Origin of the sequence: Pseudoalteromonas sp. MM17-2 (assembly GCF_022347945.1) — a bacterium.
GTDB classification, from domain to species: Bacteria; Pseudomonadota; Gammaproteobacteria; order Enterobacterales; family Alteromonadaceae; genus Pseudoalteromonas; species Pseudoalteromonas ruthenica.
This window is the reverse complement of record NZ_JAKRFV010000002.1, coordinates 1-14,857: the sequence shown is the minus strand read 5'-3', so window position 1 is coordinate 14,857 and position 14,857 is coordinate 1. Positions and strand designations below refer to the sequence as shown.

Genomic DNA, 14,857 nt, shown 5'->3' with positions numbered 1-14,857 from the left:
CTGCAATTAATGACGTGCCTTATGAACCTCTCTTGTATTAAATTTTGAAGGGCTCCTATTTGCCAGCTAATTGGAAGTAATAACTAGCGAAAAAAACCATTCAATTATAATAACATGATAACCTATAGCCGATTAGCTACTCAGTTATTTTTATATAATTCAAACCACGGATGTAAAACATTGGTTTTAAAGTAAAAAGTTTTGGCGATATGTATCCAACTCGAAGAAATAGTGAAGCTGATTTGCTGGAAAAAATAAAATGAAAAAGATAACACTTGTGTGCGCGCTTATCTCTTCATGTGCGAGTGCACAGTATAACTACCTAGATAAAAGCACTCTGGATAACCTCAATGACAGTGCATTTTTAGGCGCGCCTCGTCATCCCGTTTACTTCGATTCTGGCGACGTTGCTCGCAACTGTGAAGACTACTTATCACTTATAAAAGCACATCACTTAAAAGAAACCAGCGACAATTACCTCGCTAAAACTGAGTATTTATCTTGTGAAGTACATGGGTTAATCCAAAAAAGCAATAAACTGGTTAGTAATAAACTTGCCTTGCCAGATTTAACTCCCTTAGCAACTAAACTAGACTTACGCTCAATACCCTCCTCGTTTGGACCTCAGCTCAATCAGATTAACTATACGCTATCAACTCTTGCTCAACAGGCAGTGCAATATAAAAACAATCAGCTGTTCATAAATACACCACAGCAATACTTTGAATTCAGACTGAAAGCCGTTTTAGACTTAAACAGTAGCACAATACCCGATTGGGTTATTTGGATGGTGGATGAGTCCAAGCAAGGCACCTACAAAGCTTATGCAACCCTGGTCGTTATGGATGCACAGCCAGACGCACCAACGTGGCAAGCGCAAAAGTTTAGGCAAGTGTATCAAGGGCAAAGTTCTGATTAATGGGCTTGTGTACTGATGAACTGTACAAGTCGGCAATGCCATACCTAGTTGTAAAAAAGTAGCCTCTGGCGAATGGACGCCATCAGCTACCTTATACTTTGAAGCTTAGTTCAAGCCAGTTAGGTGGCACTTAATTCTTTACGTACAATCTTGGCTCCGGCACTGAGCGCACTGAGTTTGGCTCTTGCGACCGAGCGAGGCAACGGCGCCATGCCACAGTTAGTGCAAGGATAGAGCTTGTCAGCATCCACATACTTTAGTGCCGCACGCAACGTGCTGGCCACCTCTTCAGGGGTTTCAATGCTGTGGGTGGCCACATCAATGGCCCCCACCATCACTTTTTTGCCTCGGATCAGCGCCAGTAGCTCGATAGGCACATGGGAGTTGTGGCATTCCAAGGAAATGATGTCGATATTTGATGTTTGTAACTTCGGAAACACCTCTTCATATTGCCGCCACTGCGTGCCCAGAGTCTTCTTCCAATCGGTATTGGCTTTAATGCCATAGCCATAGCAGATATGCACAGCGGTTTCGCATTTCAGCCCTTCAATCGCTTTTTCTAAGCATGCGATGCCCCAGTCGTTAACCTCGTCAAAAAACACATTAAATGCCGGCTCATCAAACTGAATAATATCAACGCCAGCAGCCTCAAGCTCTTTAGCCTCTTGGTTAAGTATTTTGGCAAACTCCCAGGCTAGCTTTTCGCGACTTTGATAATGTTCGTCATACAAGGTGTCGACCATGGTCATCGGCCCCGGCAGCGCCCATTTAATCGGTTGTGTGGTTTGCTGGCGAAGAAACTCAGCATCAGCGACAAAGACCGACTTGCTGCGAGAAACGGGGCCAACCACGCAAGGCACACTGGCATCGTAACGGTCGCGAATTTTCACAGTTTTGCGGTTATTGAAGTCAACACCATTAAGGTGCTCAATAAAGGTGGTCACAAAGTGTTGTCGTGTTTGCTCGCCATCGCTGACAATATCGGTCCCAGCGACTTGCTGCTCATGCAGTGCTACCCGCAGGGCATCTTGCTTACCATCAATCAGCGCGTCACCGTGCAATTTCCACGGTGACCACAGTGTTTCCGGCTCAGCCAACCATACCGGTTTAGGTAGGCTGCCAGCGCTTGAGGTGGGTAATAACTTGTTCATTATCAGCACTCTTCTAGGTTGTTGTTATTTATAAAGCGGTGTTGGCAGACCACTGCTCAAGTACCGACTGATAGGGTTTAATAAAGTGCTGCTCGGCGAATTTACCTTGGGCAATCGCCAATCGGCTGCGCTCTTCGCGGTCATAGACAATTTGCGTGAGCGAATGATCCGCATTTCTCAGGTTAGGCTGATAACAGCTGCCCGCTACGGCGTTGGCGTTGTAGATCTCTGGCCGATAGATTTTCTGAAAGGTTTCCATGGTGCTAATGGTGCTGATCAATTCCAAATTGGTGTAATCATTTAACAAGTCACCAAAGAAGTAAAAGGCTAGCGGCGCTACACTGTTTGGCGGCATAAAGTAACGCACCTGAAGCCCCATCTTTTTAAAATACTGCTCGGTTAATGATGACTCGTTGGGATGATACTCAACACCTAAGACTGGATGTTGATTCTCGCTGCGGCGATAAACTTTATTGTCTGACACGCTAAGGCATATAACAGGTGGCTTGGCAAAATGCTGTTTGTAAGTGTTGGACTCAACAAAATGCTTAAACAGCTTGCCATGCAGTTCACCAAAATCACCGGGGACACTAAAGCCCTCTTTATCTTTGTTGTGCTCTAGCAGTAACACACTAAAGTCATAGTCGCGCACATATGAGGAGAAGTTATTGCCAACAATGCCCTCGATACGCTCATTGGTGCGACGATCGATAATGTTGGTTTTCAGCACTTCAATCGATGGAAAGGCCTGTTCATCGCCGTCAATGTGCATATCTACCGACACAATTTCTAGCTCTACGCCGTAACGGTTCCCTTCGGGGTTATCCCAATTGGCCAACGCATTAAAACGATTATCAATCATTCTTAAGGCGTTGCGTAAATTTTGTTGGCGGCTCTCGCCGCGAGCCAGGTTAGCAAAGTTGGTGGTAATACGCGTAGTGTCTGACGGCGTATAGTGCTCATCAAGACAAATGCTCTTAATGGTAAATGTGAAATCTTTTTTCATGACTCGTTGGTATCCAAATTCCTAAGGTGAAAGCAAACGTCTTCGTGCTGAGTATGCTGATGCAGCCAGGGTGATGACCGCTGTGGCTGTGCACTGTGTCTGTGTGAGCCAACTTACTCAGCAACATGGCTTAAGTTATACGTACATACTTGGATGAAGAAAAACGGTTTAATTTCAGGTAAAACATGAGCATGATTCATTTGCTGGCAAAGCCGTTGCTATTCCCTCAAAAAGCCCTGGCAAATCGTGAGCACACCGCCCCAAAAACACCTAGACTTCTAGCCATCCATATATAAAGATGTATTTTCCTCAAGTAAAAGCTGAGGAATATTCATGACTTAGCAGCACTAATTGCCGTAATGATATTGATATACTCACGCCTCAGGTGGCAATCAAGTGACACAATAGGTGGATTGCTAGATAACGCGATACACCCCCTTGCAGGGGTCATTAGCCGTTTCAAGCAAATAACAAAGAGAATAATGAAATGAGTGAGTTAGCCGTACTATTTGTTTTCTGCGCAATACTGGGCAGTGCTGTGGGCTTTTTAGCGGGTTTACTTGGCATTGGTGGCGGGCTCGTCATTGTGCCTATTCTGAGCATGATTTTGCTGCACTTTGACGTGTTGCCCCCTGAGCAGGTTGTAGTTACCGCCATTGCCACCTCATTGGCATCGATTTTGTTTACATCTACGTCGTCAGCCATCGCTCATCATAAACATGGCAACGTTCCCTGGCAGTTAGCGCCTTGGGTGATGCTAGGTGTTGGTTTAGGCGCCCTGATCAGCGGCTTTATGGCAGCGCTATTACCTGAGCACGTGGTGCGCTGGGTATTTGCTGTTAGTGTGTTTGCCATCGCTATAAAAATGCTGGTAGGCAATAAAAGTACCAGCACCAATGCACGCTCCTTGCCTAATAAAGCAGTACTAACGACGTTAACAACTCTTACCGGTGGCTTATCGGCTATGATCGGTATCGGCGGCGGCGCAGTTTTAGTGCCGCTGTTGAACTTTTTCTCTGTGGATATGAAAAAATCCATTGGCTGTGCATCTGCATGCGGCATTGTTATTGCCTTGTTCGGCTCAATTGGTTACATCAGCGCAGGCGCGCAACATCTCGCCCTTACAGACGGTTTTGCTGGCTTTGTTTACCTGCCAGCGTTAGCGGGAATAGTTTGTACTTCATGGTTTAGCGCGCCTCTAGGGGCCAAGGCCACGCAATCCCTACCTGTGGCCACCATTAAGAAAATATTTGCACTGTTGTTGGTTATTATGGCGGTTAATATGCTTTTAAAGTAGCGAGCAAATCGGCCATAAAGTCTGGGCTGAACACCTACCTTGCTCTTGGTTTCTGGGCGTTTTTATACCGGCGTTATTGTTCTTCGTCTGCGCTGGCGTCAAGGACCAGTTCCTGCATTTGTTGTGGCGTGAATACAAAGAAATAGAGATTTTCAATTGTCGCCACTGCTCTGCCCTGCAACATGGGGTAATCCGAGGCATCAGTATCGAGCCAGTAGCCAGCTAACACTCCTTCCTTTATGGGGAAATAAACACTTTCACTGGTGGTGATGGCGTCGGGAGAATCAAACACATAATCGCCATAGTGCTGGTGCACAATGTTAACCAGTTCGCTTTGCTGCTGCTTACGCTGGCCCACTTGTGACATTAATTCAGACTCTTGCATACAGCCTCTTCGTTATTTAATTGCAGATTATTTATAAGCTGGCTTAATCACTCTTCTCGCACTTGAGTAAAGCAAAGCCAACACAGTAAGAATAAATATAACACGCCATATCTACAAGGCGACAACCCAGAGCTGGGCCCTTTAATTATGAACTTTATCCGCCCTGATAAAAATCCAAGCTCATATAGGTTGCCACGAAAGCCTGATAACCATTCTCTATTCGCTATTTCATAAGACAAAATTACAGTTTATTATTAATCAGTTAAGGACTTTTGTAGTGCCGCCAGCACTATCACTTCAATCATTTAGGGAAATGAAAAACGATGAACAAACTCCATTGGCTGATCGCCTGCTTTTTTCTTCTTTTGCAATCACTACCCGCCCGCGCCCAGTTAAGCTTCCAATTAGAAATGATACCTAACCCTTATCAAGCACCTAAAGGGACAAGAGCCATACTAGTCAATGGTGACGGCTCGCACGTGGTTGTGTACGGCAAAAAAGTGGATGAGCATGATGATAAAATCCCTATGGCATTTCATTGGAGTGAGCGCGACGGCCATACCCACCTTGGCCTGTTAAATAACCGCAACGTACTGCTCCCCATGGATATCTCTGATGATGGCAAGGTCATCGTCGGCCATAATGGAGGGGCCAGTTTTGTGTGGACCAAGCAGCAAAAAATGCGCACCGTGCCCAAACTAAAAAGCCATTACATCAACACCGCGATATCCATTTCAGCGGACGGTAAAACCGTGGTCGGCTATACCGGCTGGCAATCGGATATACGAGCCTTCCGTTGGGAAATAGGTAAATCATTACACGAAATTGGTACAGGCAAAGACAAAGTAAAGTGGCGTAACGCAACATACAGCTCAGAAGACGCCAGCGTGATTGTTGGCAGCACACCTGGGCAAGTTTATGTGTGGAAAAGTGATAACACTATAACCCCTATCATCGCGCCAGAGAGCTGCCACTTTATTGCCGAGGACGTCTCTCATGACGGACACACTATTGGTGGACGTTGTAGCATCGATACGCCCATGGTATGGAACGAGTTTAATGGTTTTAGCACCTTGCCAATACCAGCTGAGGCGGCAGCAGCCATGATCACAGCTATGTCAGGGGATGGCACAAAATTCCTCGGCTCAGCAAAGTATAAAGGTGAAAATTACATTGATACTTATCGCCCTATCTTATGGCATCAAAAGCACATTTACTTTCTTGATGACATTGTAAAACAGCTCAACGCAAATAAAGCGATGAAAAGAGTCACTATCAGTAACATCTCATCCAACGGCAAGGTGATTGTTGGTGGCTATAAAGACAGCATCGACCGCTACTATCCGTTTAAGCTGATAATTAAAGAGTGATAAAACCCAATGAGCGCTGAGGATGAGAACCGGACGAGCTTATATTTTCAGCGCTTAACCATTTATAAAGCTATTTTTTGCATTAAAACTCACCTGGGCATGCCAAAGCACTGGAAAAATGTGCATAACTGCGGCAAGCTAGTCTTTTAAGATGTAAATAAAGTGTAACTTATGCGCACATGCATTGCTCTTTTGGCGTGGTTATTAATGCTAGCTTTGCCCACCTCAGCGTGGTCCTCAGCACCGCTAAGGTTTGTAGCGGAAGATTTATACCCGTTACACTTTGCAGACTCTGAAAAACAACCACAAGGCTTCTTAGTCGATGTGGTCAATATTGTTTTAGCACAGTGCCGTTGCCAAGGGCAGGTGGAAATTATGCCTCAAGCAAGAGCATTTAAAGAGCTGCGAACAACACCAAACACACTGATGATTTCGTTACTAAAAACTCCACAGCGAGAGACTGAATTCATCTTTTTAGGCTCTGTTTTCAATGCTCACGCCTATCTGGTTGGCCTTAAAGAGCGGCAATTTAAGTTAACCGACTTGCAAAGTGCTCGCGGGCTACGAGTAAGCACGGTGCGCGGTTATTATAGCCACCAATACTTACAAAAAGCTGGCTTTTCGTTGCAACATGACTTAGTGCTGGCGCCCGAGCCTGCCAGCTTAATGAAAATGCTCTACAAACAGCGCACCGACTTAGTACTTACCAACACCTTGTCGTTAGATAAAGAACTTCGCAGTATCGGCCTTGACCCCAATCGGCTTGAAAAGAAACTGCACCTCCCCGAGTTCCCCAGCGAGCTGCATATTACTGCCAATAAGAAGCTTTCAGCAGACCTTGCCATCCGACTTCGCCAGTCACTTAAAGCCATCAAAGCATCAGGGCAATATCAAGCCTTGCTAAACAAGTGGCAATTGACTCTCTCAGCTTATTGAGATGCGTTACCGAGAAGATTCATATGCCCTAGCTGAGCCTCATAGCTAACTTTGATGAGTTACACTCAGGGCAATACAGCTCTGGGCTAGGTAGTAAGTTGCAAGTAACATCGGCTGAGCCCATTGATAATTTTTAACAAAGCGACCGTAAGCCAGGATGGAATCCGACACCATAAACAGGAGTGCGCCAATAAAAGCGTACACGCTGAGCGAATAACCTGAGCTCTGCCAAAAGGTATAACTTGCCAAAACCATGAGACTAAGCACAGCAGCATAGCCGTAAACAGGTCCACGCAACGCACCTAGGTGCTTATTTAGTAGCCGGATAAGAACACCCGCGTATATGACTAGTGCCACCAGCAATAAAGGGCTCAGAACGAACTCGGTGTTGTAAATGAAAGCGATGATATAAGCTAAATGAGCGATAAAAAACGCGACCAACCCTTGTAAAAAGTAGTCTTTTTTCAACATTAAAAAGATGTCGCCTAAAAGGGAGAAGACTAACCCTGCAAATACCCAATACTCTATCAGTGTAAGCCCGCTTGTTTGGGTATATGCCAACACGGCAATTAGCACGGTCGTTAAGGGCTTAAACATATAGCACAGCGCGCTGCTATGGCGACTATCAGCAATAATATGGGTGCATGCAGAGACAAAAATTAACAGTAATAAGGTGTGAAATAACATAGTAATCGTTGTAGTTACCTTAGGCTCTAACTGCCGTGTGAGGTGGATAAAGTACGATGGCACTTAAGCCTTTGAGTGCTTCTTATCTCAGCGATTCCCATACCCATGTATCCAAAATGCCTCTAGCTTAGCGTTATCACTTTGCTCTTGAATAGATTAGCAAGCTTATTAGCGTAGTCAGAGGCTGCACTTAAGCTGTTAGTTTCCAAAATATTGATGCGCTCGCCGCTGCGCGCTACAACGTTGAGCTGATAGTCAATAAGTAGTGGCTGGTTGCGCCTAGCATAGCGGATGATCTGCAAGCTATCGATGTCGCTGGTATCCATAATACAGGTGTCCTTTGACCAACACGCCTCGTTCGACAAATACACTCCCTGCCCGTCAAAGTAGAACGTGTTTTTAGGGGAAAAGGTTTTATAGGCGGCAAAAAGTAACAGTAATAAAAAGATGCCTCCTTCCAAGGTGGGTGAGCGAGTCAGTTCATATCCTGGAATAACTCCTTCCTCTGGCACGATAATAGCTGCGACGATTGCAACGAAAAACATAACCAAGCCAAGGATATTTAACGACACGACTTTATCTTTAAACGACACGACTTTATCTTTAAACGACAATGCTGACCTGTAGCCGTCCGCATAGGGCGCTAGCATGGTAAAAGAGCTCGACGGTTCTACTTTGTGCCAATCATAGAGATGTTGGTTCTCTTTTTTAGCCACTTGCTCTTGTAGCGCATCGAGGCGTGTTGAATCAGTAAAAGCCCTTATTAGTTCTTGCCAGCTTTCCTTAAAGTTAGCCTTACTCAAAAAGTAAATATTAGACAGGCTTAAGAGCACACCGATAAGACATAAACCTGCGAATAGCTTGATATCGTCAACCAAACCAAAGGCAAAAATACAAAGAAATAAGCCGGTAACGACATGATCATAGGAAAGATAACACCCACGCTGACACCTCCATATACAGCAGATTGATAATATTCTCACTTTTTCAATCATTAGCAAAGCAAATCCCATAATAATATGGCACCCACAAAGCCGCTGAGGGCCAACCTTCCAGGCGTGTAGGTCAGCCTTTAGCCTGACAAACACAGTGCAACCGTTGTAGGTCAGGCTTCAGCCTGACAAGCATAGTGCAACCCCTTGTAGGCCGAGCTTTAGCCTGACAAGCTCAGTGCAACCATCGTAGGTCGGGCTAGTGAATCGTTGTAGGTTAGGCTTTAGCCTAACAATCATAGTGAAACCCTGGTAGGCCGAGCTTTAGCCTAACAAGCACAGTGCAACCCTTGTAGGTCAGGCTTTAGCCTGACGAACATATACAACCCTTGCAGGTCAATTTTTATCGGTAATAAGGAATACAGGAGCAATTGACGATAGCACTAACAACACACGTTTATTCAGTCAGATGTAAAGTTAGCTAATCCATGCGTGAAAGCATGGTATCCAATCTAACTAAACTTACCTCGCAGGCCCCAACAATACCTAGAGGCAGAGGCGAAATCACAAGGTAACGCGTCACAACTGAGTAAAACTGTTTATATAGCTTTAATTGCCCATACATCTCTGTAAGCTTTGCATTGAGCAAAGCCCAACCTCATGCAGTGAATACCTTAATTTAGCTGATAGAGCTAGTGCCAGCGAATGCTGCCAAAAAGAAGGTTACCCCATGTAACTTCAGTGCCACAGTACGGCCCAATTAATATGGTACAGGTCGCCCCATCTACTTTCGTTGTTACATACTCTGAATACACTGTTTTTCCGTCAACAATCCATGACGTTGTGCCTGTTTGACCATAGGGAATGGTTAAAGGAATGGGAAGGGGAACAACGGGGCCAACAACAATACCTGCCCATTTGTAGTTGCCGTCGTGATGAAACACTTGCTTCGCATCTTCGGTGATTTTTGATTTATCCCCTATGGCATGGGTTTCGGTGTATACAATATCTGCGGAGACACATGCTTGTAGAGCTAACATGGTGAAAATGATTAACGATACGTCCTTGCATATTTTCATTGTTAGTTGAATTTCTTATTAGTAAATATTAGGGACGCATTTAATCGCCAGCGTTGAACTTTGTCAACAAATAGACAAAGAACACGATAATTAGCCCCAAAGCTCCCCACCTCGCATTGTTGACAGGCTTTATAGTGATCAGCTTCTTGTCCAACATTTACCGCTCCATCTATAAATGAATATATCGCCGCTTTTTCCCTTTAATATGAGTAGCAACCTCTCCAACGTGTTAGTCGGCTGTATCACCACGCAGGTTAGTATCGACTAAACGCTCCGGAGGCAAAAGAGTGAGGAACCGACGCAGGAAAATATATGCAAGAGCAAGTAAAATGACACCTGATAAAGCCAGAAAGCTAAGCAATATAACCTGAATGGCACCATTGAAATCGAAATATTTCCAAACGAGCATTAAAAGTACCACTCCCAGTACGCCAGCAATGAAGTAGCCGATAAACATTAAAGTAAGAGCCCAAAGCCGACACCATGCACTAGTAAATTTGCTCCTCCACTTAAATGAGTTTGTTTCGTAATTGATTTCTATAAACTCAATCTTTCTCCCATATTCAGGAAGGTAGCGGAAGGCGCCGGGTGCCCAAATAAACCATTCAATTTCTTTGTTTGTAAGATGAGCGCGTGTGAAAAAACGCAAAGTGACTAATATTTCAGGTAAGTTGGTGCTAGCATCTGTGCCGCAAAGCTTTTGCAACTGCCGATATAGCTCAACTTTCTTATAGTTTTGGGAGCTATAGTTTGTATAAATACGGTTAAAGGCAACAGCTATTGATGTAACGCCAACAAATATACCAACGACTAAACCTGCTTGACCAAGGTAGACATCCATTCTTATTGATTAATTCCATATCTGAATTCATATCCCTAAAGTACAACAACTTCAAACGTCAATGCAAAATGCAAGAGCTGCCCTAGCACTCCCTCCCTAATACACTCTACATTCCATAGCGCCCTCCACCCGGTTATAATTATGCTATATCATCGTTAATCCTTATCTCAAACTTCCATGAAAAAGCTCTCCAAGGTCCAGCTAAAACAACAAGCACTGGTACTCAATGTGGCCGATGCACTCGAACAACAAGCGCGCGCAGAAATACCCGGCATGTTGCTATGCTGGTTTGATGTGGAGTACCACTTGTTCCCCGGCTCCCTGCTCCTGTGTTTTCAATTCGAAAATGACCAAGCACTCAAGGCCGCCGAACCTCAACTACTCAAATGGCAAAAACGCTTAAGCGCCGCCATGCTGAAAAAAGGTGTGATCCTAAAAGATATGCGTAAGCACTTAACCTTTACCCTGAAAGGGCCAGAGGATTGAGATAGAAGAAACATGAGGCAGGTGAATGTGATGGACGCAAGGCCCACCTCATTTCTTTTTTAGAGTGGGAGGCTATGTTATTTCGTCTTTTGATTGTTCTGGAGGCAAAAAGCAAGACTTGCCCCCTTTTGAATGAGTATCTTGTCTATTATTCTTTTATCACAAATAAAATGAAGTTCAGGGAATTCCAGCCACGCTAAATCAAGCGTGGCTGTGACATTGGCAAAAAGCTACCTGCTTAAGTTTATTCGCGTCCTTTACAGCTCATCCTTAAGCATTTGGGGAACAATTTCTGAGAGCCGATCGTTCTTAACAAGCACTTCATTAGCAAAAAATATTAGGTTAGAGAGTGTAATTGGAAATGGGAAATTGTAACGCTGTAGTTCCATTATCAGCTGCTCTCTGTCGAGCCTGAAAAATTGTTTAGCTACAGAAATATCATCATCAAATACTGAAACAACATCACTATCTAACTTCTCTGACTTAAATCTGAGTCTAAATTTATGCCTGATCATTGCATCCCAGCTAGACCCCTTATAGTGACCATATGAGATTTCATCAAAAATTTTAATCATCGTCCATTCGTTAGTTTCCAAAGAAGCATATATTCCATTTAGCTTCCGAGATTTGTCCTGATGACTACACCAGTCATCAGCGCATTTATACCTGAAATCATGCTCTACTTCATGCCAACCTTCAGATAATACAGAACGGATTTGCAATTCAAATGTATGATCAATATAAGCTTCAAAATCATTGGCAATACTAATGTGACTATCGGGAGGAAAGTCATATACAAGATTATACCTAACGGGTTTAAACTGAGATTCGTTATAGCTATCTATACTATTATCTTTACTTCTTTCTGAATAGATTCCAGAAATTATCCTATGTGCAATAGATATATCATCAGCGAAATATAAAACCACCCTAATACCAACTAAGTCCTGTATCCTCTTTGATTTACCATATTCAGAATCACGACTTATTTTCTTATCTAACGACTCCTTAGTCTTTACTCTTTGGAATATTCTATACATTAAACCAACTTGATCTAATGAATCTGATATATCCTTAACAATAGCATTAACTACCCCATCCTGTATTAGATTACTCAAAATCACACTCTCCCTAGCGCTAGTTTTATTTTTGCGATTTCATTTTTATTAATGGCTATATAACTAGCTTTTTTTGCATCCTGAAGTAAACCTTTACTTTTCAGCATCTTAATTTCATGTGTAACTTGTTTTTTCTGAGCTCCGTTTAAGTCTGCCTTGTATAAACTTGCAAGTGGGATGTGTAGTCTCTCGATACTTTGTGAGCCCTTAGGTAAAAACCTTTCCAAAATTTGTGTAGACAGTTCTGAAATATTTATATCAACTTTCTTATTATCTTCATCACTTTTAGATAATACATCAAAATCATTATCAGAATAACAATTAACGAATTCATAATTAAAGCTTATTGATTCTTTTCTTCCAGTTATTTTGCAGTTATAAAACTTGCAGTTTATGAAAACAATATCAGCCATATTATCGACAAAAAAGTTTGAATCTCTGAATACGCATTCATTAAATACGCTATTTTCTATTCTGCTCTCTTCGAAAAGGTTAGCTTCATTAATAGCTATGGAGTTAATCGAAACTTTGGAAAAAGCACTGTTAACATTATTTAAAAGCTGTATTTCAAATTTAAATTTATCTGACGCACTCAGAAACTCTTGCATGGGTATTAATAGTTCCCAAAGCTTTTCCTTCTCATCTTTTGTTCTTGGCGCATATGAAATTACGGCTGGCTCAACAAATCGTTCATCACTAGCTATCCATTCTGAACTGCTATTTAATATGTCTTGTACTATATAATTACCAAACACAAACTCATTAATAAATTCCAACCGATTATTACCACTATTGCTTCTGTCAAAGAATGCGTGATTAGATAAAGTATTAGCTAACGAGTCTACTGTTGGACGGTCTCTTACTGGATAGTTTTTCCTCGCCTTTTCCAACAGCTCCATGCATCTAGATTTTATAACTGATGTGATATTGTCTTTTGTATCAGAGGTATAATCTAATTCGATCATATCAGCTGCGACAGCTGTTAAGAATTGACTCTGCTCTTTCGGATTCATCAACAGGTTTTGTCGTTCTTGTTCTCGCTCCAACATACTCTCGAAGTAGTGAGAAACAACCTCTGACGGTTTGGAAATAACATCATTAAACTTTTGCGCATCCAAAGCTCTTAAATAGGAAAGCAACACAGGGTTTGATAACTTAGAGATATCTATTCCAGCCTCCCGTAAGCTAAATAGTCTTGATTCGTTCAACCAGTCTGAAACCCTAGGGGAAAATATTCTGAAACGAACGAATTCGAATTGATCATCAAACTTTTCCAGCCACTCGTTAAACAACTCACCATCAAACATCGCTGAACGTCTTGATGTTATTATCACTTTAGCTTCTTTACGAAGGAGCTCCCCGATAGTCTCGAGCATAGGCTCTGCATTTTCGTAATCATCATCTTTGTCTATATCCTTTTTATCGCTTAAAAGCTCATCAAAGCCATCTAGAACCATTGCAATTCTTCCACTTTGGATTTCGTAGCTGACGATTTCTGACTTTACATCTCGAAAATAGCGATCAACTTCTTGAACGAAAACATGATTAAAGACTCTGGCTTGCCTATCTCGGGAGAATTCTGTAAGAAAAGGGGTTGGTAAATTATCATCATCAGACAACTTTTTACTTATCTCAAAAGATGTGCATGTTTTACCAAAGCCAGCCGGCGCTTCTATCAAAATGAGTTTAGCGCCTTCAGACTTGATGACCTCTAAAATATGACTTAAGAGCTTTGAATCATTTTGTAAATCCCCATCATTGCATGAGTAAGGTGCTGTAATATATTTATACTCAGTAACACCTTTTGGCAGAGCACCTAGAACTTTATTCTTATATTCTTCGTATTCGTCGAGGTTTCTCTCTATCCACTCTTCAATTTGGAAGAAACCATTAAATAGCTTATTATGAACCTCGGTTAAATTTGTATATTCTGTTATTTTTGGCGATACACCTAAACGCTCCAAGTCAGTTATGACCCGAGCTATACTCTCCCGATCAGAGGAGTCATCTCCAATTTTAACAATCTCAGCGTTATGAAAAAAACCAGATTTAAATGTAAAAGTTAAAAAAGAATTGTTAGATTGCTTTTCTTTGTAAGTGAATCCATATCTCTGAAAGATATCTATAACACTATTTTTCATTGCAGGACGCCTCCTTGCTTTTTTTCAAATTTATCATTAAGTTATAGTGAATTCAATTATCATGGAAATCAGCTTTAGTCGCAGCCAAATTATTGTACATTGATTTAATATGCCAAATTTGAGTGAAGCACACAGCCGCTTTCAAGTCTCGCTTTTCGCCACTTTAAAGCAAACTTAGTAGAAATTTTTGTTCACCCAATTCACAGCACCCTATCCCCCGTTTAAATTCGCGCTGTAGATATCAGCTTTTGTTGCTGACAGTGAGGCACGACGCCGAGCTAGATTTACCAGCATAGGGAAGTGCTGTTAAATCGCGTCAGCAGATAAGCGCAGCGTTTAACAAAAGATATGAGTTCGGAAGCATGAGCGAATTACGGGCGCCCTAGGAGTTGTTAGAGGAAATGGGCGCACATTTCCTCTGACCCGAAGTCGGCGGCCCGACAAGAGAGTAATTTGAAAAGCCTGGGTTTAGATTTATCAGGAATATCAAGATGTCAGACTGAAGTCTG

The 14,857-nt window shown here is 42.6% G+C and carries 14 protein-coding genes; 5 read left to right on the top strand and 9 right to left on the bottom strand.

The genetic code is table 11. The features are described from left to right. Positions 1-259 precede the first annotated feature (259 nt). The gene (locus MHM93_RS01655; RefSeq protein ID WP_239447718.1) at positions 260-919 is read left to right on the top strand and encodes a hypothetical protein; all 660 of its coding nucleotides are present in this window, start codon (positions 260-262) and stop codon (positions 917-919) included. A gap of 119 nt (positions 920-1,038) precedes the next feature. Here the strand turns inward: MHM93_RS01655 and MHM93_RS01650 are convergent, their stop codons facing one another. Both MHM93_RS01650 and MHM93_RS01645 read right to left on the bottom strand, forming a co-directional pair. Further along, the gene (locus MHM93_RS01650) at positions 1,039-2,070 is read right to left on the bottom strand and encodes a methionine synthase (protein ID WP_239447716.1); all 1,032 of its coding nucleotides are present in this window, start codon (positions 2,068-2,070) and stop codon (positions 1,039-1,041) included. A 28-nt stretch (positions 2,071-2,098) separates the two neighbouring features. Then, positions 2,099-3,076: a DUF1852 domain-containing protein gene (locus MHM93_RS01645; RefSeq protein WP_239447714.1), complete on the bottom strand. Its 978-nt coding sequence runs from the start codon at positions 3,074-3,076 to the stop codon at positions 2,099-2,101. A gap of 487 nt (positions 3,077-3,563) precedes the next feature. Between MHM93_RS01645 and MHM93_RS01640 the strand changes: the two genes are divergently transcribed. Next, positions 3,564-4,373, top strand: coding sequence for a sulfite exporter TauE/SafE family protein (locus MHM93_RS01640; protein WP_239447712.1), 810 nt, complete (start codon positions 3,564-3,566; stop codon positions 4,371-4,373). 73 nt (positions 4,374-4,446) lie between these two features. Here the strand turns inward: MHM93_RS01640 and MHM93_RS01635 are convergent, their stop codons facing one another. Beyond that, the gene (locus tag MHM93_RS01635; protein WP_130147540.1) at positions 4,447-4,758 is read right to left on the bottom strand and encodes a hypothetical protein; all 312 of its coding nucleotides are present in this window, start codon (positions 4,756-4,758) and stop codon (positions 4,447-4,449) included. Positions 4,759-5,081: 323 nt separating this feature from the next. Between MHM93_RS01635 and MHM93_RS01630 the strand changes: the two genes are divergently transcribed. Then, positions 5,082-6,128, top strand: a complete 1,047-nt coding sequence (locus tag MHM93_RS01630; protein WP_239447710.1) for a hypothetical protein — start codon at positions 5,082-5,084, stop codon at positions 6,126-6,128. A 171-nt stretch (positions 6,129-6,299) separates the two neighbouring features. Further along, positions 6,300-7,064, top strand: coding sequence for a transporter substrate-binding domain-containing protein (locus MHM93_RS01625; protein WP_239447708.1), 765 nt, complete (start codon positions 6,300-6,302; stop codon positions 7,062-7,064). 45 nt (positions 7,065-7,109) lie between these two features. On the opposite strand, the gene MHM93_RS01620 is transcribed toward MHM93_RS01625, so the two are convergent. The 4 genes from MHM93_RS01620 to MHM93_RS01605 all read right to left on the bottom strand — a co-directional run bounded on the left by MHM93_RS01620 (position 7,110) and on the right by MHM93_RS01605 (position 10,603). Then, complete coding sequence (locus MHM93_RS01620; RefSeq protein ID WP_239447706.1) at positions 7,110-7,751, bottom strand: lysoplasmalogenase; 642 nt, start codon at positions 7,749-7,751, stop codon at positions 7,110-7,112. A 122-nt stretch (positions 7,752-7,873) separates the two neighbouring features. Next, positions 7,874-8,554: a hypothetical protein gene (locus MHM93_RS01615; RefSeq protein WP_239447704.1), complete on the bottom strand. Its 681-nt coding sequence runs from the start codon at positions 8,552-8,554 to the stop codon at positions 7,874-7,876. A gap of 821 nt (positions 8,555-9,375) precedes the next feature. Then, on the bottom strand, positions 9,376-9,762 hold the full coding sequence (locus MHM93_RS01610; protein ID WP_239447702.1) for a hypothetical protein: 387 nt from the start codon (positions 9,760-9,762) through the stop codon (positions 9,376-9,378). 229 nt (positions 9,763-9,991) lie between these two features. Continuing rightward, the gene (locus tag MHM93_RS01605; protein WP_239447701.1) at positions 9,992-10,603 is read right to left on the bottom strand and encodes a hypothetical protein; all 612 of its coding nucleotides are present in this window, start codon (positions 10,601-10,603) and stop codon (positions 9,992-9,994) included. A 177-nt stretch (positions 10,604-10,780) separates the two neighbouring features. Between MHM93_RS01605 and MHM93_RS01600 the strand changes: the two genes are divergently transcribed. Beyond that, positions 10,781-11,089 (top strand): hypothetical protein, encoded by a 309-nt coding sequence (locus MHM93_RS01600; RefSeq protein WP_239447700.1) that lies wholly within the window; start codon positions 10,781-10,783, stop codon positions 11,087-11,089. Between the two features lie 257 nt (positions 11,090-11,346). Here the strand turns inward: MHM93_RS01600 and MHM93_RS01595 are convergent, their stop codons facing one another. Together MHM93_RS01595 and MHM93_RS01590 are read right to left on the bottom strand one after the other, a co-directional pair. Then, entirely contained in the window at positions 11,347-12,207 is an 861-nt protein-coding gene (locus MHM93_RS01595) for a hypothetical protein (protein WP_239447699.1), read from the bottom strand. A gap of 2 nt (positions 12,208-12,209) precedes the next feature. After that, the gene (locus tag MHM93_RS01590; RefSeq protein WP_239447697.1) at positions 12,210-14,348 is read right to left on the bottom strand and encodes a hypothetical protein; all 2,139 of its coding nucleotides are present in this window, start codon (positions 14,346-14,348) and stop codon (positions 12,210-12,212) included. Positions 14,349-14,857 lie beyond the last annotated feature (509 nt).

What these genes read in the sequence shown, in the direction of transcription:
- MHM93_RS01655 (WP_239447718.1), top strand. Translation starts at nt 260, where the DNA reads ATGAAAAAGATAACACTTGTGTGCGCGCTTATCTCTTCATGTGCGAGT.
- MHM93_RS01650 (WP_239447716.1), bottom strand. Translation starts at nt 2,070, where the DNA reads ATGAACAAGTTATTACCCACCTCAAGCGCTGGCAGCCTACCTAAACCG.
- MHM93_RS01645 (WP_239447714.1), bottom strand. Translation starts at nt 3,076, where the DNA reads ATGAAAAAAGATTTCACATTTACCATTAAGAGCATTTGTCTTGATGAG.
- MHM93_RS01640 (WP_239447712.1), top strand. Translation starts at nt 3,564, where the DNA reads ATGAGTGAGTTAGCCGTACTATTTGTTTTCTGCGCAATACTGGGCAGT.
- MHM93_RS01635 (WP_130147540.1), bottom strand. Translation starts at nt 4,758, where the DNA reads ATGCAAGAGTCTGAATTAATGTCACAAGTGGGCCAGCGTAAGCAGCAG.
- MHM93_RS01630 (WP_239447710.1), top strand. Translation starts at nt 5,082, where the DNA reads ATGAACAAACTCCATTGGCTGATCGCCTGCTTTTTTCTTCTTTTGCAA.
- MHM93_RS01625 (WP_239447708.1), top strand. Translation starts at nt 6,300, where the DNA reads ATGCGCACATGCATTGCTCTTTTGGCGTGGTTATTAATGCTAGCTTTG.
- MHM93_RS01620 (WP_239447706.1), bottom strand. Translation starts at nt 7,751, where the DNA reads ATGTTATTTCACACCTTATTACTGTTAATTTTTGTCTCTGCATGCACC.
- MHM93_RS01610 (WP_239447702.1), bottom strand. Translation starts at nt 9,762, where the DNA reads ATGAAAATATGCAAGGACGTATCGTTAATCATTTTCACCATGTTAGCT.
- MHM93_RS01605 (WP_239447701.1), bottom strand. Translation starts at nt 10,603, where the DNA reads ATGGATGTCTACCTTGGTCAAGCAGGTTTAGTCGTTGGTATATTTGTT.
- MHM93_RS01600 (WP_239447700.1), top strand. Translation starts at nt 10,781, where the DNA reads ATGAAAAAGCTCTCCAAGGTCCAGCTAAAACAACAAGCACTGGTACTC.
- MHM93_RS01590 (WP_239447697.1), bottom strand. Translation starts at nt 14,348, where the DNA reads ATGAAAAATAGTGTTATAGATATCTTTCAGAGATATGGATTCACTTAC.